This is a genomic window from Ferruginibacter yonginensis (genome assembly GCF_042651465.1).
In the GTDB taxonomy this organism is placed as follows: domain Bacteria; phylum Bacteroidota; class Bacteroidia; order Chitinophagales; family Chitinophagaceae; genus Ferruginibacter; species Ferruginibacter yonginensis.
Genome location: NZ_JBHSCZ010000001.1, coordinates 796512 through 822798, shown reverse-complemented (window position 1 = coordinate 822798; position 26287 = coordinate 796512). Strand labels below are relative to the sequence as shown.

Here is a 26287-nt window from a genome sequence, read left to right as displayed (position 1 = left end):
AAGATGTTAAAACCAGCAATATGGAAAAAATAATAGCAGCCAATGTAAATAAATGGCTTGAAGGTAATTACGATGCCGAAACAAAAGAGGGTATAAAAAAGTTACAAGAAAATGATGCCGATGAATTGGCGGATGCCTTTTATAAAAATTTAGAATTTGGAACAGGCGGCCTACGTGGCTTAATGGGTATTGGTACCAACCGCATTAACAAATACACTATTGGTATGGCCACACAAGGGTATGCTAACTATTTAAAAAAATGTTTTTCAGGTGCAATTAGTGTGGCCGTTGCACACGATAGTAGAAATAATAGCAGAACGTTTGCAGAAATTACCGCCAACGTTTTTGCTGCCAATGGTATAAAAGTATTTTTATTTGAAAGCCTTCGCCCAACGCCAGAGTTAAGCTTTGCTATTAGGCATTATGGCTGTAAAGGTGGTGTAGTTTGCACGGCTAGCCATAACCCCAAAGAGTACAATGGTTATAAAGCTTATTGGGATGATGGAGCACAAATGGTAGCGCCGCATGATAAAAATGTAATTATTGAGGTAGAAAAAATTGCATCGGTAGATGATGTGCAATGGAGTGGTGGCGAAGCCAATATTGAAATTATTGGGAAAGAAACAGATGCCCTTTATTTAGATATGGTGAAAGGCTTAAGTGTTTACCCAGAAGTGTGTACGGCACAGCATGATTTAAAAATTGTGTATACACCTATACATGGTACAGGCATTATGTTGGTGCCTGATGTGCTCAAAAAATATGGCTTTACCAATGTTCATGTTGTAGAGGCACAACGTACGCCAGATGGTAATTTCCCCACTGTAAATTACCCTAACCCCGAAGAAAAAGAAACCATGAGTATTGGGTTAGAACAAGCCAAAAAATTAGATGCTGATATATTACTAGGTACCGACCCCGATGCAGATAGAGTAGGTATTGGCGTTAAAAACGATAAAGGCGAATGGATTTTAATGAATGGTAACCAAACCGCTTTACTGGCTTTTAATTATATGATAGAAGCTCGTAAAGCAAAAGGTATTGCAGCGCCAAATGATATGGTGATTAAAACAATTGTAACCACTGATTTAATTGATCGTATTGCTGAACAAAATAACGTGGCTTGCTATAATGTATTAACAGGTTTTAAATGGATTTCATCATTAATTGCTGAGAAAGAAGGCACCGAAAATTATATTATTGGTGGTGAAGAAAGTTTTGGCTTAATGATAGGTGATAAAATTCGTGATAAAGATGCTGTAAGTGCAGTGGCTATTATTTGTGAGATGGCGGCATACGAAAAAAATAAAGGTCGTTCGTTGTTCGATAAATTGGTTGATTTGTATGTGCAGTATGGCTTTTACAAAGAAAGCTTAATCAGCATCACTAAAAAAGGTATGAATGGTGCTGCTGAAATTGCAGCAATGATGGAAGGTTACAGAAAAAATCCGCCAGCGACTATTAATGGTATTGCAGTAAAATATTTGCTTGATTATGAATTGCAAGTTGGTAAAGATTTAGTTGAAAATAAAGAATGGAAAATAACCCTTCCAAAAAGTAATGTGTTGCAGTTTGAGTTAGCAGATGGTACAAAAATATCAGCAAGACCAAGCGGTACGGAGCCTAAAATTAAATTTTATTTTAGTGTGAATACTACATTGGCAAGTGCTGCGGATTTTCATGCTACTGAAAAAGTATTAGATGATAAAATTGAAGTAATCATTAAAGAAATGAATTTATAACCTGGTTGATTGTTATGAAACGATATAAACTAACAACAATTTAATGTTGGTTTGTATCGTTTTTTTATTGTAATTATTAGAACTTTTATTATTTTTATTTTCCTATAGGTACCTTTTATGAATAAAATTATTTGTTTGCTTACGCTGCTTTTTCCGCTTTTGTGTACGGCACAACCTAGCAATAGCAACACATTACAATCAAAAGCTTTATTGGCGGTTAAGTTTATGGACAAATACCATTACCAACCCTTGGTATGGAACGATTCATCATCTGCAAGGCTGTATAAAAAATGGATGAATACGTTGGATGATGAAAAGCTCTTTTTTACGCAAAAAGAAGTTGACCAATTAAAAAACTATACCACTACTTTAGATGATGAATTGAATGGTAAAGGATGGCGTTTTTTTGACGTATCAACACAATTACTGCAACAACAAATAAAAAAGGCTGATAGTATTGTAACAAGTTTTTTATCAAAACCCGTTGATTTTTCAAAAGTAGATAACCTTGAATGGCCCCAAAAAAACTATGCTATCAATGATGCATTGCTTGCAAAAAGATGGCAACAGTATTTAAAATGGCAACTGTTATCACGTATCACAAATAAATACATTGAACAAAAAATTATACTTTCTGCTGTACCTCCAGCAGATTTTAATACTGTTGAACAACAAGAACGTTCCAAACTAAAAGTAAAAGAGAAAGCTTATTTATCAGATTTATTACAAACACCTGCACTTTTTTTAAGTGATAAGCAAGATGAATATTTGAATGATATTGTTTGGTGTTACGACCCACATTCAAATTACTTTAATCTAAAAGAGAAAGAAGCATTCACCGCTGAGGTGAGTGCAATGGAATACACTACAGGTTTCACTTTTAACACAAATGATAAAGGCGATAAAACCATAGATTTTTTACAACCAGGTGGTAGTGCTTGGCAAAGCGGACAACTACATAAAGGCGACGTGTTATTAAAAATAGAAATTGCTTCAAAAGAAATGGATGTTACCGAATTATCAAATAAAGAAGTGGTGGCCATATTAAAAAGTGCAGGTAATAATGAAATTGCCTTAACTGTACGAACTGTAGCAAATGAAATTAAAAAAGTAGTGCTTACGCAACAAATAGTGAGCGATGATGAAGAAATTGTGAAGAGCTTTGTTATAAAAGATGCCTTCAACATCGGTTACATTAACCTGCCCGGTTTTTATAATAGAGATGAAGGTGCTAGAAGAAAAAACCAACAAGTAGATGGTTGTGCCAATGACATCAGTAAAGAAATTTTAAAACTCAAAAAAGATAATATTAGTGGGCTCATTTTAGATTTAAGAAACAATGGCGGTGGTAGCATTTGGGAAGCTATGCAACTTGCAGGAATTTTTATTGATGCTGGTCCTGTTGCATCAATTAAAGAAAGAGATGGTAAAGCCGTGTTTTTAAAAGACCCCAACAGAGGTACTATTTATGATGGACCATTAATGGTGTTAATAAACGGAGCTAGTGCTAGTGCAAGTGAGTTTTTGAGTGCTACTTTACAAGATTATAATAGGGCTTTAATTGTTGGGGGTGTTACATATGGTAAAGGAACCGGACAAGAAATTTTGCCTTTAGATACTTCGTTTGTGGGTAAAAAAGAAACAGATTACGCTGATTTTATAAAAGTAACCAATATGAAATTTTATAGAATAAATGGTAATACAGTGCAATGGAAAGGCGTAATACCAGATATTTTGTTGCCTGATATTTATGCTGACATTTCATTCAAAGAAAAAGTAAATGAAAGTGCCTTATTGCCCGATACCAGTAAAATGGGGTTTTACAAACCTTTAGAAGGCTTACCAACAAAACAATTGAAGTTAAAAAGTGAAGAACGTATAAAGCAAAATAGTTATTTTAAAAACATCACAACGGCATCACAATTTTTAGCAAATTACCAAAATGGAACAACTGTTCCGTTGCAATGGCAAACCTATACGGCTTACAACAAAAACAACAAAGAACTATTTTCTTTTTTAAATGAAGATGAAAAAGCTGTTGCTACTTTATTAAAAGTGGAGAACAACAGTTTTGATAAAGAAAGAATTTCTTTAGGAACTACCACCAATAAAAAAACAAATGACACTTATATCAAAAATATTAATACCGATAATGAGATAGCAGAGGCTTGTAAAATATTTTATGATTGGATCAGTAAATAAAAATTTGAAACTATAACCTACATTAAAAATTAAAACTTTATGAAAATTGTATACGCTTTTGTGGTGTTTTTATTAATGAGCTTTACGCATTTACAAGCACAAGAAATTACAAATCCTGGGCAATACATGGATGCTATTTCAAAACAACAAGAAAATATATCAAAGCGATATATGTCGTATGTAAGTGCTTCTGCTCACGGTAAAAGAGAACGTAAGGTAGAGAACTTGCGTAACAAATTATTGGCCGAAATTGAAGAAGCTAAAAGTAATATTCAAGCTTTGCCCGGTTATAATGGTGATAAAAGTTACCGTGACACTGCTGTAAATTTTATGAAATTCTATTACAATGTTATGAATGATGATTACAATAAAATCATCAATATGGAAGAGATTGCTGAGCAAAGCTATGATGAAATGGAAGCTTATCTTTTATTGCAAGAAAAAATTCAAGAAAAATTATCAGAAGCTAATAACAAACTTTCGTTAGCTGCAAAAACTTTTGCTGCCAATAACAAAGTAAATTTAGTAGAATCAACATCTGCCCTCAACGAAATGATGAAAGAAGTTGGCGGAGTTAGTAAACATTACCATGAAGTTTATTTGGTATTTTTTAAACCATATATACAAGAGAAAAATATGCTAGCTGCCATAGCAAAAGGTAATATGACAGGTATGGAGCAGAGTAGAAGCGCAATGTTGAAATATGCACAAGAAGGTTTGGTGAAACTCAGCACCATGACTGGTTTTAATGGCGATAAAAGTATTGTATATAGTTGTAAAAGCATGCTTAATTTTTATGTGAAAGAAGCTGAAAAATCATCAACCATTAGCGACTTCTTCTTAACAAAAGAAAAATTTGAGAACATTAAAAAAGAAATGGAGAAGAAAAGCAGCAAATCAAAAGAAGATATTGATGCTTACAATAAAGGGGTAAATGATATCAATAAAGCTGCTGAAGTGTATAACAATAATAATAATGAACTCAACAATATGCGTAACGAAAAATTAAACGAGTGGAATAAATCAGTCAAAACTTTTTTTGATGAGCATACACCTCGTTATAAATAACACTTCATAAAAATTTAAAATAAATGCCAGAGAAATCTGGCATTTATTTTAAATTGCATTTCAATCATGAGCATTTTACAAGATACTTACCGCCACAAAGGATTAAGAAAAAAATTACTAGAACTATTACGTACAAAAGGTATAACAGATGAGGCTGTATTAACGGCTATGAACAATATTCCACGTCATTTTTTTATGGATAGTGCGTTGGATAATATTGCTTATGAAGACAGGGCTTTTCCTATTGATGCCGATCAGACCATTTCACAACCTTACACAGTGGCGTACCAAACGCAGTTATTGCAATTAAAGCCAAACGATAAAGTATTAGAAATTGGTACAGGAAGTATTTACCAAGCTACCGTATTAGCTGAATTAGGTACCAAAGTGTTTACCATTGAACGACAAAAAAAATTGTTCGATAAAACGAAGCAATACATCTTTAAAGATAAATACCCCAACCTGAAATTTTTTTACGGCGATGGGTTTGAAGGGTTGCCAACCTTTGCTCCTTTTGATAAAGTTTTAATTACTGCTGCTGCACCTATTATTCCACCCAAATTAATTGCTCAATTAAAAACAGGCGGTATGATGGTGATTCCATTGGGTGAAGGCGAAACCCAACAAATGCTACGTTTAACCAAAAAAGCTGATGGTAGTTATAGTGAAGAATTGTTTGAAAATTTTTCATTTGTACCAATGCTAAAAGGTAAAAATGCATAAGCTTTTATACATCCAACCCAATTTTTTTCATGAGTAAGCTGGCATTCATATTGGTGCATACACCATCTTTCAATTTGTAATCAAAAAATAACTCTTCGCCATTTATTTGAGCATCAAAATGGTAGTTCATAATTTGGTGAGGGTATTGTTGTTGTAACGCAGCCAAATCAACATCATGTGTTGCTAAAATAGCAGCTGCTTTCTGTTTAATGATTTGTTGTATAAGTGCTTTAGAGCCTGTATGCCTATCGAGTGTATTGGTACCTCTTAAAATTTCATCTAGTAAAATCAATACTTTTTCACCTGCATTTACTTTTTCAATAACGGTTTTAAGTTTTTTTAGTTCCGCATAAAAAGTAGAGGTACTTTCTTCTAAATTATCAGCAATTCGCATACTACTAATGAGCTGTACTGGCGATAATTCGAAGTGACTTGCACATACAGGAGCGCCTGCCATGGCTAAAATTGTATTGATGCCAATGCTTCGTAAATAGGTGCTTTTGCCTGCCATATTACTACCGGTTATCAGCATTATTTGTCCTGCTGTTTCAATATCAATATAATTGTTTACACGTTTATTACTTTTAATAAGTGGGTGCCCTAATGCAGTAGCTTTCATAAAAAAATGTTGCTGTTTTAAAACGGGGAAACACCAATTTGGCTGGTTGAAATGTAGTACTGCCATACTGTTGAGCGCTTCAAATGTGGCTAAGGTTTGCAGCCAATTGTCTAAATGCGCTTGCTGGTTCATTTTCCATTTTTCTAAATCGAGTATCTGCTGTAAATGCCATAATAGCAAAATGTTGAGCGGAATGGCAATCACAACATTGTAACGAAGGTCTAATCTTTCTAAAATTTTAGTGACTTGTTTTATTTGGGTAGATGCTGTTTTGTTTTGAGAAATTAATTGCGTTTGTAATTGTTGTAAATAGGGTGAATGAAATGTTTGCGTTTCAATACAAGCCAAGCTTTGCGACAAAATATTTAATTCATCAACAATATGGCTCAATTGGTTATGAATTGGGGCTATAATTTTGTTTAATTGAAACGCCACTGCAGCAAAAATAAAAAGGGAGAGATACCACCAATTGATGGTAATAATATCAACTACATACAAAGCGGTAATACTGATACTTATAGCAGGTAACACACAACGCAACCATTGCCAATGTTTGTATTGTAAAAATTGGTTGGGCGATTGCAGCCATTTGTTGATTGATGCAATCGTATCGTTTTTAATAAAATTGGCTTTACCTAAAGCTTGAATCTGTTGTGTAAATGTTTGTTGATTTGAAAGTTCTTTTATAGCTTCTTGTCGATTAGTGATTGTATCAATAGTAGCAGGTTGTAATAACCAATTTGCTAAAGTAGCGGCACCAATTTCGGAGGTTGTACGGTTAATCATCTGATACAACGAAGCAGCGCCAAATATATCCATATCGTTGGCGTAAAAATGATCATGACGTGTAAATGCTTGTCCGTTTTTAAAAGGATGGTATTGTTCATCTAACGCCAATAATTCATTTTCATTAATTGTAATTAATAGTTGAAGGTGCTTTATGGCAGCCCTATTCGCAACATCTTTATAAATAATTCTTATAAATATTGCTATTAAAATTACAGTGCTTACTATGGCCAACCATTGGTAATGCGACCATAAAAAATACATTAATAATACTATTGCAAATACATTACCTAACCTAACTACCGCAAAAGTTGTTGTACGTTTTTGGTGTGTTTTTAATTGTTGTTGAAGTGTTGCTAACCTAGTTTCGTAAAATACCCTATTGCTCATAATTAAAGTAACGGTAAAAACACAATATAACCTGCTTTATAAAATGCATTTATTTAAATGGTAATAATATTTTTATTTTCTGTAGCATGTTTAATTGCAATTAATAAGCATTTATAAAATAATAATGGCTTTTTCGGTATTTGACTTTAATTTCATCTTTTATTTGAAGTTATATTCTATACAATAAGATCATGAAAATGAAAGTTATATTCAGCTGTTTGTTATTCATCTTTTTTGGTACATCCATAAACGCACAAACATCATCAAAAAATACGGCTGCTGATATTTATCAGCAAATAAAAAAGTTAGAAGTATTTGGTTCTGTATTATACGTAGCTGCTCATCCGGATGATGAAAATACCCGTTTACTAGGTTATTTGGCCAACGAAAAAAAAGTACGTACGGGTTATTTAAGTTTAACAAGGGGCGATGGTGGCCAAAATTTAATTGGCGATGAACAAGGCATTGATTTAGGATTGATTCGTACGCAAGAATTGTTATCTGCCAGAAGTATTGATGGCGCTGAACAATTTTTTACAAGAGCGTATGATTTTGGTTTTTGTAAAAACCCTGAGGAAGCTATGAAAATTTGGGAGCATGATAAGGTACTGGCAGATGTTGTTTGGGTAATAAGAAAGTTTAGGCCAGATGTTATTATTACACGTTTCCCAACCACAGGCGAAGGCGGCCACGGGCACCATACCGCTTCTGCAATATTAGCTGGTGAAGCGTTTGATGCTGCTGCTAACCCAGCCATGTTTCCTGAACAATTAAAATATGTGCAAGTATGGCAAGCCAAGCGTTTGCTTTGGAATACATTTAACTTCGGCAATACGAACACTACAAAAGAAGATCAGTTTAAAATTGATTGTGGTTTGTACAACCCTATCATCGGAAAAAGTTATGGTGAAATGGCTGCCGAAAGTAGGAGCAGGCATAAAAGTCAAGGCTTTGGGGTGCCAGCACAACGTGGTAAAGCTATTGAATATTTTACAACTATTAAAGGTGATAAACCTGTTTATGATTTAATGGATGGGATAGATGTGAGCCCATTTAATAAACCTGAAGCCAGTGATTATTTTGCAATGGTGAGCAATATTTTGCAATCATATAAAATAGAAAACCCATCGGCATCTGTAAAAAGCTTAATAGATCTGTATAATAAAGCGGCTACATTAGCTTTTGTTACGCCACAACGTAAAATGCTGATACAACAAATAATTAAAAATTGTGCAGGTATTTATGCTGAAGTAACAGCGGTGAACCAACTCAATACCATTGGTGATAGTATGAAACTTCGTTTTAATTTTATTAATCGTTCTGTAACTAATGTAAATAATATTACTATTTCATGTATGGGTAGTACCGTTAATTTTAAAGAAGTAGTATCAAATGAAAATAATGAAATCATCAAAACTGTTTTTGTACCGGCAGATACTAAAGTAACACAGCCTTATTTTTTAGTATCACCCAAAAAATTAGGAAGCTACGTGGCAGATTTAACAGAAGTTGGATCGCCTGAAATTTTTACTACAACGGCTTCATTTTCTATAAAAATTGATGATAATACATTTGAATTTACACAACCAGTATCATATAAATATACTGACCCTGTAAAAGGTGAGTTGTATGAGCCTGTGCAATTGGTTGCTCCTGCTTTTATAAATGTTTCGCCACAATTAATGATATTTTCAAACAATAAAAAAAGCGAACAAAAGCCCCTCAAGTTTGAAGTACAAAGCAATATTGCATTAAACGAAAAGGTACAATTTTTAGCTCGTTTTAATAATGAACAAAAGCTATTGTTCGACTCTGTATTAACACTTAAAAAAAATGAACAACGTACATTTATTTATACCATAAATGGTAACGAATTGCCTAATAATAGCACTACAACTATTGGTGGCGAAATGGTAGCGGCTTCTTTTTATGAGCACCAGTATGGTTCGTTACATAAAATTAGTTACGATCATATTCCTGATATTTTTTACAATTATCAAGATAAGGTGAAAGTACTCAAAATGGATTTAAAAACAGAAGGCACAAAGGCTGGTTACATTGTAGGTGCTGGCGATAAAGTGCCGCAGGCACTGGAACAAATGGGCTATACCGTTACCATACTTACGGAGAAAGATATTAACCCCAATAATTTAAAACAATTTGATGTTGTTATAACGGGTGTAAGGGCTTATAATATTCATACTTGGTTGAGTAATGTATACCCTGTATTAATGGACTATGTTAAAACTGGAGGTGTTTTACTTACGCAATACAATACAAATAATAGTATTGGCCCAGTAAAGGCAAATATTTCACCTTTTCCTTTTACGATTAGTAGAAACCGTATAACTGATGAAACAGCAGCGGTTAATTTTTTAATTCCTGATCACCCTGCATTAAATTTCCCTAATAAAATTGTTGCAAGTGATTTTGATGGATGGATACAAGAACGCAGTATTTACAATGCTGAAAACGTTGACCCAGCCTACAAAAAAATTATTAGCATGAAAGACCCTGGTGAACAAAACCAAGACGGTAGTTTAATTATTGCTGATTATGGTAAAGGAAGATTTGTTTATACAGGATTGGTATTTTTTAGAGAGTTGCCAGCAGGTGTGCCAGGTGCGTATCGTTTGTTTGCCAATTTAATTGCAAATAAAAAGAAATAGTGTACAACATCGATCAATAATGATATAAAGTTGAAGGGCTGCGGTGCTGCAGCGGTACCCCACAGGCCTTTGCAAAAGGCCGAGACGTACAAGCGAAAGCACCGAACAACTGTTGCCACTGGCACCCATTGCCGAAAGCGCCAAAAAACAATAATATGAGTTTGTACGATTGGATTATACTGGTATTGGTGTTAACAGGTATTATTTTATATGGTATTTATAAAACCAATACATCCAAAAACTTAGAAGGCTATTTTTTAAGTAACCGTAACATGCCTTGGTATTTAGTACTGTTAAGCATTATGGGTACGCAGGCAAGTGCCATTACTTATTTAACCGGGCCCGGACAAGCCTATACCGATGGTATGCGGTTTGTTCAATATTATTTTGGGTTGCCTATTGCCATGGTGGTGATCAGCCTATTTTTTGTGCCTGTATACAACAAATTAAAAGTGTTTACAGCCTATGAATTTTTAGAAAACAGGTTTGATGTTAAAACAAGAACATTTACATCGTTTTTATTTTTACTGTCAAGAGGTTTGAGTACGGGTGTGAGCATTTATGCACCATCATTAATTTTATGCTCCATAATGGGATGGAATATTTATTACACCAATATTTTAATGGGTGGCTTATTAATTATTTATACTATTACAGGAGGTGCTAGGGCAGTGGCTCATACCCAAAAGCTGCAAATGATAATTGTATTTATTTCGTTGTTTATAATTGGTTACATCGCTGTAAAAATGTTACCAGCTGATATGGGTTTTAAAGCAGCCATTAACGAAGCAGCCACATATGGAAAAATGAATGTGATCACCTCAGGCTTTGATGAACACGGCTTTAATTGGAAAGATAAATACAACATTTGGAGTGGCTTAATTGGGGGCTTTTTTTTAGCATTAAGCTATTTTGGTACAGATCATAGTCAGGTTGGTAAATACCTAACAGCAAAAAATACGCAAGAGTGTAAAAAAGGCTTGTTGATGAACGGATTGGTGAAAATACCAATGCAGTTTTTTATTTTATTATTAGGTATTTTAATTTTTACATTTTATTTATACCACAAAGCACCTGTATTTTTTGATGATACTAAAATTGAAGCGGCATCAAAAACTACTTATGCCAGTGAGTTACAAATTTTAACGGAACAATATAACAAAGCTATTACTGCAAAAAATATTGAAGCCGCCAACATCATAAGGGCTCAATATAAAGCTGTATTAAAGCAAGCTTTGCCAGGTGATGATGCTAATGATACCAATTTTATTTTTTTACGATTTGTGAAAGATAATTTGCCTATTGGGTTAACGGGTTTATTGTTTGCAGTTATTTTTCTTTCCGCTTGGGGCAGTATTGCCGGCGCTTTGCATGCTTTAGCGGCCTGTACCATGATTGATTTTCATAAAAAGTTTTTTAAGAAGGAGGGTACTGATTTACAAGATTATACTACATCGCAATGGTATACATTTGGTTGGGGTATATTTTGTATTATTATTGCCATGTTTGCACAAAATATTGGTAACAGTTTAATTGAAGCGGTCAATATTTTAGGCTCCATATTTTATGGGGTAATATTAGGTGTTTTTTTAGTAGCTTTTTGGATAAAGCATATAAAAGCAAATGCAGTTTTTACAGCGGCAATACTGGCTCAAATAGCTGTAATTGTTATTTATAAACTAGATGTTATTTCTTTTTTATGGCTGAATGTTATTGGTGCATTATTAGTGGTGTTACTTGCTCTAATGATGCAGCCATTGTTTAACTTATTCAAAAAAAATAATGCCATGTTGTAACATGGCATTATTTAAAATATTTGAATTTTATATTATTTCAACGTTTTAATTAAATCTTCATTCATTTTTACGTAATCATTGTTTTTAGCTTCTTTTGAAAGTGCTAATGATTTTTGTGCACTAGCCAAAGCAGCTGCTTTGTCGCCCATTGCTTTTTCAATTTTTGCTTTGTAAATCCACATGTAAAATGCTTTAGGGTTTTGCTCCACCGCACCGTTAATGGCTTCTAATGCTTTTTTAGGATTGTTATCGTATTCATTGTAAAATTGAGCAGCGGTCCAATATGGCTTTTTATCTGTTGCCATAGCTTTTTCAATTTGTGCCCTAACCCTGTCTTTAATTAAAGCAGTTATTGGAATAGCCACCGCAGTTTTATCCCACATAATATGTAGCTCACAACTTTCTGGTTTAATGTTAGCAAACTGCATCGTAAACGTTTCTAATGATTGCTTTACTTTCATTGATGGTACTTTAAAACGTACTACATCTTCAGTTTCTTTATAACCATCAACACCCCAGTTGGTAATGCCTTTGTTTAAAATAACTTCCCAGCTACCTTCAGTAGGTATGGTGTATAGAGCGTAAGAACCTGTATCAACTCTTTTACCGCCAATTTCTACAGCATCGGTAAATTTAATGATGGTGGCTGCGTTGGCACCTGTACGCCATAATTCGTTAAAAGGAACTAAATCACCAAATACTTTACGCCCTTTAATTGCAGGACGGCTATAGGTTAATTCAATGGTACCCAATGCAAAATCTTGTACAATGGTTTGCTTAGGCGAAGGTGCCGGCATTTTTACTTGTGCATTTACAGCAGCGGCACTCATGATACACAATGCAAATAATAGTTGCTTCATTTTTTTTGATTTTAATGTTTATTGAAAATGTACTTTAATGGTTTGGTAAAAAATATTGTTGTTCATAAACTGTGGTCCTAATGTTTTTTGTTGGTGTTCAGAGTAACTCTGTAACCCAAATAAATTCGCTGCATTCCCTTTGTTCATGGCAATTTCTAAATAACCTGCTGAGTTGAAGATAGCTAATTTTTCACCCTCAGGCACATCAGCATAAGTCTCACTAATTTTTTCAATACTTTCATCTCTTTTAAATACGATGGCAAATCGTCTTCCTTTCCGTTGTTCTTCAAAAGCCTCTTTACTAATGTTTACGATGACGTTACCAAAGTTGTCAATAAAAATAATTTGACCTTCAATCCAATCATTGCCCAATAATGGTCGTAGTGGATTTTTTACGTTAATAGAAACATTGGTATCGCCCAAGCTTTGCAAACTAGCACCGGCCGCTATTTTACTAAATGCATTTGCTAAAACATTGGTACAATACAATGCGTTGATAGATTGATTTTTTTCGAGTGGTATGCCAACAATTTGTTGTGGAATTTCTTCCAAAATCATAGTGATAAGCCCATTATCGGCACAGCCGATATAATGGCCATTATGTTCAACTATTAAAAGATGATCTAACTTTTCGTGAAATAAATTTATAAGTATTAAATGGAAAGTACCAGCAGAAAAATTTTTGATGGCATTACGACAAACATACGCAGCTTGCGGATAATTAAATGGCGATAGTAAATGCGTAATATCAATAACATTAAAGCTAGGGTTAGCTTGCATTAACTGCCCTTTAATAGCACCAGGCATAAAATCCTGTACACCTATATCGCTTGTGAGGGTTACTAATGGCATTTAAAAAATTTGCTGCAAGTTAAGTAGAATAGGCTTTTGCTATTTTATAAGTTTGCCTTTTTTATAAAAGAAATTATAGGTAAGCTTATCAGTTAATGCTGCAAAAAATTTATTCATAAAAACGGTACGCTTACCTGTAAAGGTGAGCACCAAGGTTCGCTTTCTTTTTTCAATGGCTTTTAAAATATGTTGTGCACATTCAGTTGATGACATTAAGCTACCTTCCTCTAACGGACTTTCACCTTGTGCCGCAGCTTTTTCATTTAAAGCAGCATTTCTGATATTGCTTTGTGTAAAGCCTGGGCAAACCCACATTACATTTACACCTTCTTGTATTAATTCGGTTCTAACAGCTTCAAGCCAGCCATTTACTGCAAACTTGCTAGCTGAGTAACCACTGCGACCAGGTAAGCCTCTGTAACCTGCAATTGATGATACACCTACAATAGTGCCTTTATTGTTGATGATGCTTTGTAACGCTAATTTGGTACAGTACACCGTACCCAAATAGTTTATATCCATTACTTTTTTAAATACTGTTACATCCGCATCTTTTAACTCAGCCCTCATAGAAATACCTGCGTTATTAATGAGAATATCTATACAGCCAAATTGCTCAATAGCACCTTCAATAAAATGTTTGCAATCTTCATATACACTTACATCAGCAGGTACACACCAAAAAGGTTTATCTGCAAACAAAGTTTTTAATTGTTCTAATTTTTGGGGAGTTCTTGCACAAGTGGCTACATTAGCACCAGCCTGTATTAATAATGTTACAAGTGCTTTTCCGATACCATCGCTACCACCTGTTACTGCAACTGTTTTGCCTTTAAAAAAATCGTTCATATGAAGATAATTAAAGCATAAAAAAAGGAGTTCACTTTTGTGAACTCCCTTAGTGAACAAAGAGGTACTTTTTTCGAACCTTTTTATACACGACTTGAAGTCCATCGTTGCGTTAGCTGCCTAATTTCATGTGAGTAATATGCCTTTTGTAATGCTTTCTTACCCGTTTTACGGCTGCAAAGATACAGATTATCAACCCCATTTGTAACCTTTTTGCAAGCAAAATGCATATTGCTCACACGGATAAAGTTATTTTCGAAGTGCCCGTTTTAAACGGTGCACCTGAGGAACTAGTCGGCCAAAGAGAACAGCGCAGCTGTTACTTTACCAACCGATCTATTAAGGTGTGGAGTACTTTCTTTTTGCTGAAGGCACAAACTACCAGTGGTACTATTCAGCATTGGATTAATCAGAAGCAATATTTACTGCAGTACTTAAAGCTTCGAGAAAATTCATTCAGAAGCCATTTAAAAGAACTGTGTAGACTAGAATTGGTGAAGGTTGATAAAAATTTCAACGTAACATTAACCTCATTTCAAAAAGCGGCCGATGTACTTGGTATACATTACGACGGCACTTTCACAATTACATACGATGCTACCGATGGTAACAAGCAGCAGTTTCAATACCTCCTAAGAGCCGAAGAAATTCGAGCAAACCAGTTTAAGCAACTCAAAGCTTTGGTTTATAAACTAGACAAAAATCCAGACACAAAAGATTGGCTTATGCACCTTTTAAAAGAAAAAGGTTGCGACCCTGTGCAATTAGTGAACGATCCCCTGTACTTCCAGGTTTCGTTACTTGACCTGCAGGAGAAGGCATTCATATATGGGTCAGACATCTACGAAAAAATCCAAAAGTTCAGAGCAGACATTAACCGAGGTATTGCAAGAATAGCCGAGCATCACAATTATAAAGGCACACAGAGTGTAAGCTACATGAAGAAGGTAATGCTAGAGCAGGGCATTATTAAGGTTAAAGATCGCCTCATTATATCTAATAAGAACTGCAAGCTGTACATAGTTGATGCTGAAGGCAAGCGAAAGGAGATAAGCAAGTGGCTACCTAGTCAAGAACGAAGCGCCTGGAGACTTTGCTCACAGGTTTATGTTCAGACAAAATCATCGAAAAAAATGGAAAAACATGAGAAGAAAAACGCTGAAGCGGCATAGAAAAATCGTTGCCCCTTCCCCCTAATTTAAAAATTGGAGTCTACGCATAGCGGATAGCTTTTATCATAAGCCATTTCAGTAACATATAAGTGATTGTTTAAGTAGCAGTTTAAGTTACTTAAAGTTACTTAGGCGGCAACAAAACGAAAATTATGGCTCAACAGATGACCCCAGCAAAGGCAGAAGAAATAAGGTTTTGTAAGCGTTACAGCAGGTTTAAGGTGCAGATTTATTTTAAAAACCGTGCTGCCATAACGCATTACGGTAAAGAGTTGGCCAACTGCACCATTTCGCAACTGCGATACGGCCACATTCAAGTAGGAGTTTTAAATAGGCAAAAAGGCTTTCAAGATTGTATTGACAGAATTGGCATTTGTGAGAAGCTTTACGGAAAAATACAGTCAGCAATCATTTATGATATGAAGCAACAAATGGTAACTGAAGCTGGCGAAACCTTACAAGGAAAAATTGTTGCCAAATACAGCGGTGGTGCATTTGATCAGCTGGATAGTATTGTTTTTTCTGAAGAACAAAAAGCCATCAAATTCAAGCTTGTTAGTGATGGTAATGGAAAGGAAAAGATTGTACGATTAGAAGACTTTAAGCCAACGCCAGAGGCTACTATAACACAAGAGCAGGTCGCTGAGAATATTAAAAAATTAACTAAAAAAATGCAGTTTCAGCCATGACACCATTACAAAAAAAATTGCTGGTCCATCTGCTAGATGGTTGCAAAATCAACTGTATGTCGCACACACAAATACGTGTGGTAGATGCAAGCTTTAATCCAGTTTTGAGAGTACGCTACGAAACTTTTAGAGCGATAAAAGATGTACTCCGTACAATAAGTAAGGGTGTTTATGTCATCAACAAAAATAAAGTAAGGCAACTGCATGGTGGCACCTGGTTAAAACAACATTACAAAAAACAATTAAAATCAAATTAATCATGGCTTTTGAATCAGAAAAAAGTTTCAATGAGAATTTCGAAATTTTAAGAAAAATAATGCTAGATCGCTACATAGATGATGTTGAAATGTTGGAGTTTTTAGATGCGTTAAAACATGATCATCATAAAGCTATGTACTTATACAAAAATGAAATTGAGGATTTAGGTATTGAAATTTCAGAACTTGAAAACAGAAATTTAGACGATTGGCATCCTTCTCAAATCCAAGAATTAATTACTGCCGATTGTGGCATTGGAACACTCCAATACCATTGCGACAACTTGCGACTTCAGCAAAACGTTGAAGAATTTATAGCCAACTTAAACCCAGTAGTTTTTCACACACATAATTAAATAAAATGATGCAACATATTAAAGTGCAGGTACCATTAGTAATACCAGCAGCGAATTTTAAAAGAGAGTTAGAGCGACACATTAAAGCAGCTAAGCGCTATGAATGTAAAGTCAAGTTTATTGAGTTGAACGATGATCAGAACATTTTTCAAATATCAAGCAACTGTTCTGAAGGATTTTACCAGATTGGTATTCTCACCGCAATGATGATACACCTGTACAATACAAGGGCAGCTGGTGAGCAGTCAGTAAAGCCATTAATTATTGCACCAAGTGAGCATTCAACAAACCCATTAATTGTAGCACCATAATGGCAGTGCTTCAACTATTTGTTTGTGGGCATAAAATACTTGAGTGGGATATATTTTTTCCATCATTCCCAGGCAGAAGCTTTGAGCAGCGATGCGATGCTAAGCATGAATTTTTAAAGCTAAAAATGCAGCAAATGAAAGAGGCGAAATACAATGTAATAGCCAAATATGATGACTATGAATTTGTGTTGATGGCAAGCAGTAAGGTTAATGAAATTATTAAAGAAAAATTATTGAAATGAATGTTGAAACAATCAATGGTTGGAGTTCAGAGGATATAGATTTTTTGAAAAGTAAGTATGCAGATGAATATACTTCTGTAATTGCAGATCACTTAAAAAGAAGTGTTAGAACCATATACAAAGTTGCTTATAAAATGGGACTAAAAAAATCAGAAGCTTTTAAGAAAATGGAGTTGGCAAGACAAGGGGAGCGTTTGAAAGTCATAGGGTATTCACATAGGCGCAGACCTGGCTTTGTTCCAGCAAATAAAGGCATTAAAATGTGCCCCGATGTTTACGAAAAATCTAAACACACTTTTTTTAAAAAAGGTCATATTCCAGCCAATAGTTTAAAATTAGGTACTGAAGTTATTCGTAAAATAAAAGGCCGAGAATACGTAAAAATTAAAATTGCAGAATCTACAAAATTAGTGTTTAAGCATGTGTACATATGGGAGCAAGCTCACGGTAAAATACCCAAAGGAAATTTTATTGTTTTTATAGATGGTGATTCAAAAAATGTGGTAATCGAAAATCTAAAAATGATCAGCAGAGAAGAAAATATGCTTCGAAATTCAAAACATCACATACCAGCAGAAATTATACCAACCCTTGCATTAATTAACAAATTAAAAAAGAAGATAGATGAAAAATAAAATGAGTGATTTAAACAATGCCCTATTCGCTCAATTAGAGCGCCTTGCCGATGAAGATACAACAGGTGATAAGCTTCATGAAGAAATGAATAAAGCAAGGGGTATAGTAGCAGTTTCTAACCAAATAGTTAACAATTACAGAATGCAACTTGATGCAGCAAAATTTCTTTTTGATAATGGCTATAACAATAGCGATCAAGTAGCTAAATCATTAGGGTATCAAAATGATAAAGAGATTAATAAATAAATAGTTCTGGGCGGACTTATAAAACCCAATTTAAAAATGAAAAGGTTAACAATTTTAATTATCAGTACATCATTATTTATGAGTCTTTCCTCATGCTCATGGTATAGAAATTATAAAAGAGAGCAAAGTAGGCTTGATGCTGAAAATAACGGGAAATCAATGTTGCTTGAGGCTGAGAGTAGTAAGAAAGTAGCTATTGAAACTGCAAAAGCAAATTTGGAGTCAGCTAAATTAAATGCTGAAGCTGATCAGATAAGAGCGTCTGGTATTGCTGCCGCCAATAAAATTATTGGGCAAAGCTTAGAGAATAACAAGGCTTATTTAGAATGGCTGTGGATTGACAATATTGAGAAAAATCAAAATGCAGTTTACTACATTCCTACGGAAAATAAGGTTCCCATATTTATGAACAACAATAAAATTCCGAAGTTACCTACAGAGGAAATTAAATAATTAAAATACGTACCTGTTGCAGCAATAGAAGTGTTGGCAAGGCTGCAAAAGGGTTGCCAAACCCATACGCTACGGGTCGAACACGAGTAAAAAAATACTTGTAGGAAGCGAAAACAATCGGTGGCTTAGTGAGCCAATTTTAACACTTCAATATAATGGACTATTACAAATGCAAATAACTAAAGATGGTTGGGTAGTCATAAACATTGGACATCCGAGAACAGGGAATACCTATATAGTTGCAGAAACTTTTTCTGCTACTAGAACAAAGGCGATAAAAAACTTTATTAGTGGTAGTGGTAACAATTGGCGTTATTGGCGTGAAAAATACAATTTCAGAGTGGTTAGGTCACAGCAGACAGTTTTTACTTAATTGCCTCCAAATTCAGTATTTCATCAATTTAAAAATTCACATCATTAAAATCATTTTATGAAACAAGGAGATTTCAGAAACATTCAAGAACTAATAATTGATGCAGAAAAATTAGCAAAGACAAGAGAACTTTCTAATCCTGTTAAATCTGATCTAACACCTGTCAGTCTAGGAAATATAGCTCATGAGTATCATGAGTTCATTTTTAAAAATAAACGATACCCAACAGTAATACTTATGCATCCGCTTGACGGACGAAAATTTATTGAGTTAATGCATGAATGCTTTGGCTATTGTTCAATGCCGAATTTGATGAAATTTCAAGGCATGCAATTGAAAAGATCATACGATGTGGAACTAGGAAAGTGGGAGATATATTAATAATCAAACTTTTAAATAAAGTTAAAATGAAAGCAGTATTGGATTTTGTTATTAAAAAAAAAGAAGCGTTCAAGTCGCAAAGAGTTGATTTAAAAAATGATTACCGAATAGCACAAAAATTAGATTTTAATGTAGAAGTAAATAGAATTGATAGAGATATTTGCCATACTTCTGAAATTGTAAATCTGTTGGAAGATATTTCTTATGAAATTAAAAAAGAAAAAACTTTTACAGAAAATGAAATTTTGCAACTTCAAAGTGCTGTTCACAAAATTACTGGGGATGGCGAAGTAATGCAATTGTTCAATTCCTTGTTAGGTGTCAATGCAGGTAGAGGGTCGTAGACTTACAGCTAACGTAAATCATTGGCGATGGTTAGGCAATAGCTTTCCGTCCGTTGAAATGAAAAAAAATTAATTAATAACCTACAGCTGCTTTTAATTAATCAGCGTAAATGTCAAAATATGATACCTAAATTAAAAGCGATTGAGAGGTTTGGTCATTATATGAATATAATGCCTGTGAATACTGGATTGTCTCCTGCTCAAGAAATTGATTTTGCAAAAAAATGTGCAAAGTCTGAATGCGAAGAAATTTTGCAAACTAACCCAACCATAAAAGGGACGTCAGAAGATTTATTAACTCAAATCGTCCAGACGAAGGCATATTATTATCTGGTCATTGATGAAATTGATAAGATAGTATAGCAGCCAACGTTCTGCCCGCTTTGTGCTGTGGCGGCAAATACAGTACTATCGCTCAATATTTATTCACAGTTAAAATTCATTCAAATGCCAAATAGTAATTCGTCAGCCGCCATAGAACAAAATGGCTTGTTAGCCGCCGTACTATCTAAGTCGGAAGCTATTCAAGCAATGCGGGAAGGTAAAAAAGTAACCCACCAATATTTTACAGATGGTGAATGGATGCAATTAACGCCAACTGGCTTGTATCAATTTGAAGATGGTGTTATTTTTCCTACGTTACTTTTTTGGCAAGACAGAAAAGGCGAGCATTGGGAAACTGGTTGGTCGCTGTATGGCGGCTAACGTAAGCATTTACGCAATTCAAAAAACTATACATGCAAATCATCACGCAATACCACGAGCTCAACTGCCTTGGAGCGGTGCTCATTAACTACCTGCCTATGCTTAGTCGTTCACTGATGTTAAATGTAGAGCGGCAGAGTAAAGTATCTCCGGAATTTTTACAATCAAAATTGATTGTTGCGGTGGTGCAAGAGCTGGAAGAATTTATGCTGAAGAAGTTAGCAGCTAGGCCATCACAAAAAATAAAGCTAAAGCTGAGCGATGCACAGGGTATCATATTATACAAAACTTTGTTAGATATGCCGATTGCAAGCATAGAGCATTACCAAAACCTTTGCAGAAGTAACTGGTTAAAACAATTAGATCAACAAATTATTCATAACCCACAAAATTATATGTATGCTACACAACATTAAAATTACTTTGCCTTACCTTATAACATTGGCAGCCATTGCAGCCATTTCATTCTTTTTTAATGATGCCATTACCTGGTACGTTTGCGGCTTCTGCACAGGTGCATATGCCATTTTATTTTTAATGATCATCATTGGCAAAAAAGCTGCTGAAAAAACAGCTGATGTAATTGATAAAAAAATTAGCATTAGCCGCAGAAGATTCGAATAAATTTAGTATTTTTAAAAATACATCGAACCACCATGACTGGCTACGTAGGCATTGAAATTGCCGTAAAACCTTACATTAAAGCTTACCTGCATAAAGAGCTAGGCGATACACTTAAATTAGCACCAGGTGCACACGTAATCTATAATCAATTATTGAGTTTATTAGAGCGTAATACCAACCCTGATAAAGCAGATGCTGAATGTAACTACGGGGCATTCATTAAGGTGTATATTTCTGTTTCAAAAATGAGGCGATATGGCTGTAATTTGAATAGCACCAATATTCGCCAGTTCAATAAGTTTGTAGAGCTATTACTGAAGCATCGCTTTCACCGAATGATGGATGACCTGATCACTATGAACCCAGGCTTTGAAAGAAACCTTAGAGTAGTTAGACGCCAGTTAGGGATTGATGAAGATGATTGGAGTACTGACAGCATGAAGAAAGATTATTACCGCAGCCGTGTAAAGCGTAACATGCCATTGCTTCGCCGGAAAGATGTTGATTAACAAAATTATTTTGCGAAAACTTTTGCCGTAATTGTCCCCTCTATTTTGCGAAAACTTTTGCCGTAAATGTCCCCTAAAATCTACCGCTCATAAATTGAGTTTACTTTCACAATATGAAGCCTGCCTATTCAAATATTACCATTGCAACCGGAGCCCATGTTCCTGGTATTTGCAAAATTGAAGTTGCACCATTGCACACTTTAAGTAGTAGAATTTTCACCAACTTTATTACTGGTGAAATTAACGAGCCTTTGGTATTAACGACTTCAATGATTGACATTCCATTAATACCTAATAGTTGTAAAATATCTTCAAAATCAAAGAGTAGCAGGGCTGGCGACTACTTCGAAATTTCCATTGAAGGTTTGTTGAATGAATTAACAACAGTACAATTTCGTAGGTTAGAAACCTTGCGTTATGAAAAACTAATTACATTGGTAACGTTGCTTAATAAAAGTCAGTTGCTGATTGGTAGCAATAGCGATGGTATGCGTTTTTCTTTCAATACTGATATTAGTACCAATCAAAATCAAATCGCTTGGGAACTCAATTATGTAAGCGAAAACGCAGTCGCTTTCTACGTTCCATAAGCTTTTATGTCCTTTATTAACGCTTTCGGGTAAGGCATTTTTGTTGCCTAATTAACCCGTAAGTAAGTGAGCTTTCATACCGCATCCGCCCTATTAAGAGGAGCTTTTTTAATTGAACGCCAATACGCAGCTTCACAGCTGCCATTGGTGCTTAGTATGATACGAGGCAACATGGAGGAGCATCAGCCAGTTGCACTCACCTCACGACAACAAACCCCCAAAAGAGTTTTAGTAAAATCAGCAGCCGCTAATAAGGTAACCAATGTGTTTGTATTGAATCCTTACCAAAGCCCTGAAAGGCTGCCGTATGATTCCATTGCAATGGTCAACATCATAGGGCCTGTTTTGAAGTATGGCGATATCTGCAGTTATGGTACCAACCAAATTAATGATTTAATACAACGCCTATCATTAAGTGATAGAGTGGTGGGTATTATTTTAAACATCGACAGCCCTGGTGGCCAAGCCGATGGTACAGGTATGCTCTATGACACTATAAGAGCAGCCAATAAAACGAAGCCCGTTGTTTCATTAATACAAGATGGTATGGCCGCAAGTGCCGGTTATTGGATTGCTGCAGGCGGTAGGGAAATCTATTGCACCCAAGCAACTGATATGTTCGGTAGCATAGGCGCCTATACCACACTATATGATTTTACAGAGTATTTCGCCAATGAAGGCATCAAGATTTTCGAAATCTACGCACCACAATCACCCGATAAAAATAAAGACTACTACGATGCCCTTGCAGGCAATGATGCAGCCATAAAAAATAAATTAGCCTTTTTGGTTGATCAGTTTAAAGCTTCAGTTACTGCAAGTCGTGGCCCACGATTGAAAGCTAAAGGGGATGAGCCTTTCACAGGCAAAATGTACAACGCTAAAGAAGCCAAATCAATGGGCTTGATTGATGGCATTAAGCCACTATCGGGTGTTGTAGACCGTATTACGCAACTTATAAATCTAAAACAATAATGCCAAACTATCCAAACATCAGCTCAACATTGGGCTGGAACGAAGAGCCAGACACAACAGAAGGTTTGTTTTTGCAACCCGAAGAAGCGGCCACCATTGAAAGCACCTTAGCTGCAAACGCTACTGCTATTCAAGATCATGTAACTGCAACTGCTAAGTTAAATGAAACTATTACAGCTAACACTGCTCGTATTAGTGCATTAGAAGATGCTGCTGCAACTGATGCCACCACTATTCAAGCACATACTGAACGTATTGCTGAACTAGAGGCGGAAAATGCCAAATTGAATGGAAAAAGCAGCGGTAAAACTGGTACTTCATTATCAACCCCTGCAGATGAAAATGCAGATCCTAAGGGAGCTAAAACAGGTGTTCGTTTCGACGATCCTGAACACCCGGCAAACAAAGCTGCACTAGCAATGGGCATTCCGTTACAGAGGTCTTAATCCACCTAAACAAAATTTTTAAACCCACCCTATAAAACTAAATTAAAATGGCAGACACTACGATATCAGTAGAACAGATCATTGATGATTTTGGTGCCTATTACCAAAATCAAGGCCAGGGCGCAGCCAATTTGCACATGCTTCCATATGAAAGCATGGATACGCAGAATGCGTTCACGACCGTTCCGACGGAAGACACAATTTTAGATGAAGCGAACGTTGAAGTGCAAGAAATTGTACAACAATATCAGGACGATTTCACCCCAAGTGGTGGTGTTGAATTCGAACCAGTTCGTATTCCTTTATTCAAAATGAAGATTGATGCAGAGTTCAATCCTCATAAGTTGCAGCGCAGTTGGTTAGGCTTTTTAGCTAACAACAATACGGATGTAACTACATGGCCGTTCATCCGTTGGTTCATCGAAATGTATTTGATGAAGCAATCTAAGGAAGACTTAGAGATGAAGGCATTTTACAAAGGTGTTTATGCTGCACCTACTTCAGGTACTGCAGGCGACCCTAGTAAAGTGATGGATGGGGTTGAAAAATTGTTGAACGATTACATTGCTGCAGGTGCATTAGCGCCAATTGTTTTAGGCAACATCAACACATTAACAGACGTACAGTTTGTTGAAAAAGTTGAGTTATTCGTACGTTCTATACCTGAGCGTTACCGCTATATGGTTATGGATTTAAACATGAACCGCAGCTTGAGGGAGAAATACCGCAGAGGCGTTCGTGCTAAATACAACATGAATTATAAACAAGGCGATGTGAGTTATGATAAAGTGGTTGATTACGACAATATCACTATTGCAGGTCGCCCTAGTATGGCAAGCAAAACCCGTATTTGGTGTACACCAAAACCAAACGCATTGTTTGGTGTGAAAGGCTTTGGTAACATCGACAATTTCGAGATTGAAAAAGAGAAGCGCAAAATTGCCATCTACACAGAATGGCATGCAGGCTTAGGCTTTATTCAGCCGAAAATGATTTTTACCAGCGATGGTGAGGTAGCGTAAGCTACTTCATCACCGTAAGGTGAGCTTTAAAATCCGTACCCTTTATTCAATCACATTAAAATTAAAAATCGTGTCAGAAATAACATTAGAAGCGGTTGTTGCTAAACAAAAGCTACAAGACGATGCTATTGCTTCATTAATTGAAGCCAATAAAACTTTGGCTGAACAGAACGAGGCGCTTAAAAAAGTGGTTAGTAGTGCCACTACAATTGAAACTGCTGCCAAAAAAGAATTGCCAAAATTGCCAGAGGAAAACTTGAAGCATAAAGGCAAGGAATTTCGTTGGACAATACCTGTATTTACAATCGTTGAAGAAGGCGAAGAACCAATTCTTATCACTGCAGCTGCGGCGGCAACTGATGAGAAAATCATCGCTAAAATTTTGAGTGTAAAAGGTCAAAATATTTTATTAGAAGTGGTTTAATCTACCACTTCTTTAATCCCATTACAAACCCTTAAACTATTTAACAATGGCTTACGTATATGCCAATTTAAAAACACCACAAAACGTACAATCAGGCGTTGCTGATTACGTTTTAATTGCAAGAGAAGCAGACTTTGCAGTGGATGGTATCAAGTGCCCAAAAGCACCTTTCACTAACCCTGGGGATGAAGTTCGTATCAAAGAAGATCACGAATTTTTGCCAACCAAAGGCTTTGCAAAATTTGCATTAGCGCCTGAGAAAAACCAATTGTCTGCTAAAACAATTGGTGATAAAGGCTTCCAAAAATTAGATTTTGAAGCTAGTGTTTTCATTCCAGGTTCTTACGCAGAATTGCATGAAACAGTTAAAAATTTAATGAACGTACCTTTAGTGGCGCTTGTTAAAGACAGTAATTGTGAAGCAAATATGTTCTACCAGTTAGGATGTGATTGCGTTAAAGCTTACTTGAGTGTTGACTTCACAACAGGTACTACCAAAGATGGAGTTAAAGGCTATGAAGGAAAATTAACCTACAGCAATGGCTATGTGCAATTGTATGAAGGCGAAATTACTTACCTACCTTAGTAAAAATATTCATCCCTTAAATCAACTATCAAAAGCTGCTCTATTGAGCAGCTTTTTTTATACTTTTGCTTCACAACCAGGTGAGCCACCTGTTCTAAAATTGGCAACTAAATATGGCAAGAAATTATCCGAAGTTCCTCACTTCCCACGTTGACAATCCAAAGCAAAAAGCAATCTTTATAACGCATTTGTTATTCCCCATTTCATTATACTTATTTGAGTGGAAACCTATTCAAGGCTTTACACTTACTCGTGTTGATGGATGGGGCGATGATGCAATGACAACTGATTTTGCGAAGGTGTACGACCGAATGAAGGAATACGTTACCAACGAAATCAACACAGGGCGCATCAAGCGTTAACTGTCCTTTACTAATTATTTTAGCGGCT

At 35.4% G+C, this 26287-nt stretch carries 33 protein-coding genes; 29 read left to right on the top strand and 4 right to left on the bottom strand.

Features of this window, described 5'->3' with window-relative positions; all coding sequences use genetic code 11:
• The first annotated feature begins 20 nt into the window (after positions 1–20).
• From ACFOWM_RS03670 to ACFOWM_RS03655, 4 genes are all read left to right on the top strand, one after another.
• The gene (locus ACFOWM_RS03670; protein WP_379707216.1) at positions 21–1742 is read left to right on the top strand and encodes a phospho-sugar mutase; all 1722 of its coding nucleotides are present in this window, start codon (positions 21–23) and stop codon (positions 1740–1742) included.
• A 135-nt stretch (positions 1743–1877) separates the two neighbouring features.
• Complete coding sequence (locus ACFOWM_RS03665; RefSeq protein WP_379707213.1) at positions 1878–3944, top strand: carboxy terminal-processing peptidase; 2067 nt, start codon at positions 1878–1880, stop codon at positions 3942–3944.
• A gap of 39 nt (positions 3945–3983) precedes the next feature.
• On the top strand, positions 3984–5012 hold the full coding sequence (locus ACFOWM_RS03660; protein ID WP_379707210.1) for an LIC11966 family surface protein: 1029 nt from the start codon (positions 3984–3986) through the stop codon (positions 5010–5012).
• A 66-nt stretch (positions 5013–5078) separates the two neighbouring features.
• Positions 5079–5735 carry a protein-L-isoaspartate(D-aspartate) O-methyltransferase gene (locus ACFOWM_RS03655; RefSeq protein ID WP_379707207.1) on the top strand — a complete coding sequence of 219 codons (657 nt, stop codon included), beginning with the start codon at positions 5079–5081 and terminating at the stop codon, positions 5733–5735.
• 4 nt (positions 5736–5739) lie between these two features.
• On the opposite strand, the gene ACFOWM_RS03650 is transcribed toward ACFOWM_RS03655, so the two are convergent.
• Positions 5740–7530: a MutS family DNA mismatch repair protein gene (locus tag ACFOWM_RS03650; RefSeq protein ID WP_379707204.1), complete on the bottom strand. Its 1791-nt coding sequence runs from the start codon at positions 7528–7530 to the stop codon at positions 5740–5742.
• Positions 7531–7721: 191 nt separating this feature from the next.
• Between ACFOWM_RS03650 and ACFOWM_RS03645 the strand changes: the two genes are divergently transcribed.
• Positions 7722–10199, top strand: a complete 2478-nt coding sequence (locus ACFOWM_RS03645; RefSeq protein ID WP_379707201.1) for a PIG-L family deacetylase — start codon at positions 7722–7724, stop codon at positions 10197–10199.
• A gap of 155 nt (positions 10200–10354) precedes the next feature.
• Entirely contained in the window at positions 10355–11995 is a 1641-nt protein-coding gene (locus tag ACFOWM_RS03640) for a sodium:solute symporter (protein WP_379707198.1), read from the top strand.
• A gap of 32 nt (positions 11996–12027) precedes the next feature.
• On the opposite strand, the gene ACFOWM_RS03635 is transcribed toward ACFOWM_RS03640, so the two are convergent.
• From ACFOWM_RS03635 to ACFOWM_RS03625, 3 genes are read right to left on the bottom strand one after another with little or no spacing between them, the layout of a single operon-like run.
• Entirely contained in the window at positions 12028–12855 is an 828-nt protein-coding gene (locus ACFOWM_RS03635; RefSeq protein ID WP_379707195.1) for a DUF2911 domain-containing protein, read from the bottom strand.
• A gap of 18 nt (positions 12856–12873) precedes the next feature.
• Positions 12874–13707, bottom strand: coding sequence for an SAM hydrolase/SAM-dependent halogenase family protein (locus tag ACFOWM_RS03630; protein ID WP_379707192.1), 834 nt, complete (start codon positions 13705–13707; stop codon positions 12874–12876).
• A 39-nt stretch (positions 13708–13746) separates the two neighbouring features.
• Positions 13747–14556 (bottom strand): SDR family oxidoreductase, encoded by an 810-nt coding sequence (locus ACFOWM_RS03625; RefSeq protein ID WP_379707189.1) that lies wholly within the window; start codon positions 14554–14556, stop codon positions 13747–13749.
• A gap of 224 nt (positions 14557–14780) precedes the next feature.
• On the opposite strand from ACFOWM_RS03625, the gene ACFOWM_RS03620 reads away from it, so the two are divergent.
• The 23 genes from ACFOWM_RS03620 to ACFOWM_RS03510 all read left to right on the top strand — a co-directional run bounded on the left by ACFOWM_RS03620 (position 14781) and on the right by ACFOWM_RS03510 (position 26259).
• A complete protein-coding gene (locus ACFOWM_RS03620) occupies positions 14781–15728 on the top strand; it encodes a hypothetical protein (RefSeq protein ID WP_379707186.1) in 948 nt (315 codons plus the stop codon).
• Positions 15729–15880: 152 nt separating this feature from the next.
• On the top strand, positions 15881–16417 hold the full coding sequence (locus tag ACFOWM_RS03615) for a hypothetical protein (protein WP_379707182.1): 537 nt from the start codon (positions 15881–15883) through the stop codon (positions 16415–16417).
• Between the two features lie 56 nt (positions 16418–16473).
• Positions 16474–16674 carry a hypothetical protein gene (locus tag ACFOWM_RS03610; RefSeq protein ID WP_379707179.1) on the top strand — a complete coding sequence of 67 codons (201 nt, stop codon included), beginning with the start codon at positions 16474–16476 and terminating at the stop codon, positions 16672–16674.
• 59 nt (positions 16675–16733) lie between these two features.
• Positions 16734–17030, top strand: a complete 297-nt coding sequence (locus tag ACFOWM_RS03605; protein WP_379707176.1) for a hypothetical protein — start codon at positions 16734–16736, stop codon at positions 17028–17030.
• 5 nt (positions 17031–17035) lie between these two features.
• Entirely contained in the window at positions 17036–17341 is a 306-nt protein-coding gene (locus tag ACFOWM_RS03600) for a hypothetical protein (RefSeq protein WP_379707174.1), read from the top strand.
• 5 nt (positions 17342–17346) lie between these two features.
• Positions 17347–17583 carry a hypothetical protein gene (locus ACFOWM_RS03595; protein WP_379707171.1) on the top strand — a complete coding sequence of 79 codons (237 nt, stop codon included), beginning with the start codon at positions 17347–17349 and terminating at the stop codon, positions 17581–17583.
• Complete coding sequence (locus ACFOWM_RS03590) at positions 17580–18218, top strand: HNH endonuclease signature motif containing protein (RefSeq protein WP_379707168.1); 639 nt, start codon at positions 17580–17582, stop codon at positions 18216–18218. The genes ACFOWM_RS03595 and ACFOWM_RS03590 overlap by 4 nt, the downstream gene beginning before the upstream one ends.
• The gene (locus ACFOWM_RS03585) at positions 18208–18465 is read left to right on the top strand and encodes a hypothetical protein (protein WP_379707165.1); all 258 of its coding nucleotides are present in this window, start codon (positions 18208–18210) and stop codon (positions 18463–18465) included. Before ACFOWM_RS03590 ends, ACFOWM_RS03585 begins: the two co-directional genes overlap by 11 nt.
• 36 nt (positions 18466–18501) lie before the next feature.
• Positions 18502–18918, top strand: a complete 417-nt coding sequence (locus tag ACFOWM_RS03580) for a hypothetical protein (RefSeq protein WP_379707163.1) — start codon at positions 18502–18504, stop codon at positions 18916–18918.
• Positions 18919–19348: 430 nt separating this feature from the next.
• Positions 19349–19672, top strand: coding sequence for a hypothetical protein (locus ACFOWM_RS03575; RefSeq protein WP_379707161.1), 324 nt, complete (start codon positions 19349–19351; stop codon positions 19670–19672).
• A 26-nt stretch (positions 19673–19698) separates the two neighbouring features.
• Positions 19699–20016 (top strand): hypothetical protein, encoded by a 318-nt coding sequence (locus ACFOWM_RS03570; RefSeq protein WP_379707159.1) that lies wholly within the window; start codon positions 19699–19701, stop codon positions 20014–20016.
• A 120-nt stretch (positions 20017–20136) separates the two neighbouring features.
• Positions 20137–20379, top strand: coding sequence for a hypothetical protein (locus tag ACFOWM_RS03565; protein WP_379707156.1), 243 nt, complete (start codon positions 20137–20139; stop codon positions 20377–20379).
• A gap of 84 nt (positions 20380–20463) precedes the next feature.
• Positions 20464–20721, top strand: a complete 258-nt coding sequence (locus tag ACFOWM_RS03560) for a hypothetical protein (protein WP_379707153.1) — start codon at positions 20464–20466, stop codon at positions 20719–20721.
• 32 nt (positions 20722–20753) lie between these two features.
• Positions 20754–21137 (top strand): hypothetical protein, encoded by a 384-nt coding sequence (locus tag ACFOWM_RS03555; RefSeq protein ID WP_379707150.1) that lies wholly within the window; start codon positions 20754–20756, stop codon positions 21135–21137.
• A complete protein-coding gene (locus tag ACFOWM_RS03550) occupies positions 21121–21345 on the top strand; it encodes a hypothetical protein (protein WP_379707147.1) in 225 nt (74 codons plus the stop codon). The genes ACFOWM_RS03555 and ACFOWM_RS03550 overlap by 17 nt, the downstream gene beginning before the upstream one ends.
• A 32-nt stretch (positions 21346–21377) precedes the next feature.
• Entirely contained in the window at positions 21378–21854 is a 477-nt protein-coding gene (locus ACFOWM_RS03545; protein WP_379707144.1) for a hypothetical protein, read from the top strand.
• Positions 21855–21967: 113 nt separating this feature from the next.
• Entirely contained in the window at positions 21968–22444 is a 477-nt protein-coding gene (locus ACFOWM_RS03540) for a hypothetical protein (protein ID WP_379707141.1), read from the top strand.
• Between the two features lie 66 nt (positions 22445–22510).
• A complete protein-coding gene (locus tag ACFOWM_RS03535; protein WP_379707138.1) occupies positions 22511–23419 on the top strand; it encodes a S49 family peptidase in 909 nt (302 codons plus the stop codon).
• Complete coding sequence (locus ACFOWM_RS03530) at positions 23419–23865, top strand: hypothetical protein (protein WP_379707135.1); 447 nt, start codon at positions 23419–23421, stop codon at positions 23863–23865. Before ACFOWM_RS03535 ends, ACFOWM_RS03530 begins: the two co-directional genes overlap by 1 nt.
• Positions 23866–23912: 47 nt before the next feature.
• Positions 23913–24887, top strand: a complete 975-nt coding sequence (locus ACFOWM_RS03525; protein ID WP_379707133.1) for a hypothetical protein — start codon at positions 23913–23915, stop codon at positions 24885–24887.
• A gap of 70 nt (positions 24888–24957) precedes the next feature.
• The gene (locus tag ACFOWM_RS03520) at positions 24958–25311 is read left to right on the top strand and encodes a hypothetical protein (protein WP_379707130.1); all 354 of its coding nucleotides are present in this window, start codon (positions 24958–24960) and stop codon (positions 25309–25311) included.
• 46 nt (positions 25312–25357) lie between these two features.
• Complete coding sequence (locus tag ACFOWM_RS03515) at positions 25358–25897, top strand: hypothetical protein (protein WP_379707128.1); 540 nt, start codon at positions 25358–25360, stop codon at positions 25895–25897.
• Positions 25898–26085: 188 nt separating this feature from the next.
• A complete protein-coding gene (locus tag ACFOWM_RS03510) occupies positions 26086–26259 on the top strand; it encodes a hypothetical protein (protein ID WP_379707125.1) in 174 nt (57 codons plus the stop codon).
• Positions 26260–26287: the final 28 nt, after the last annotated feature.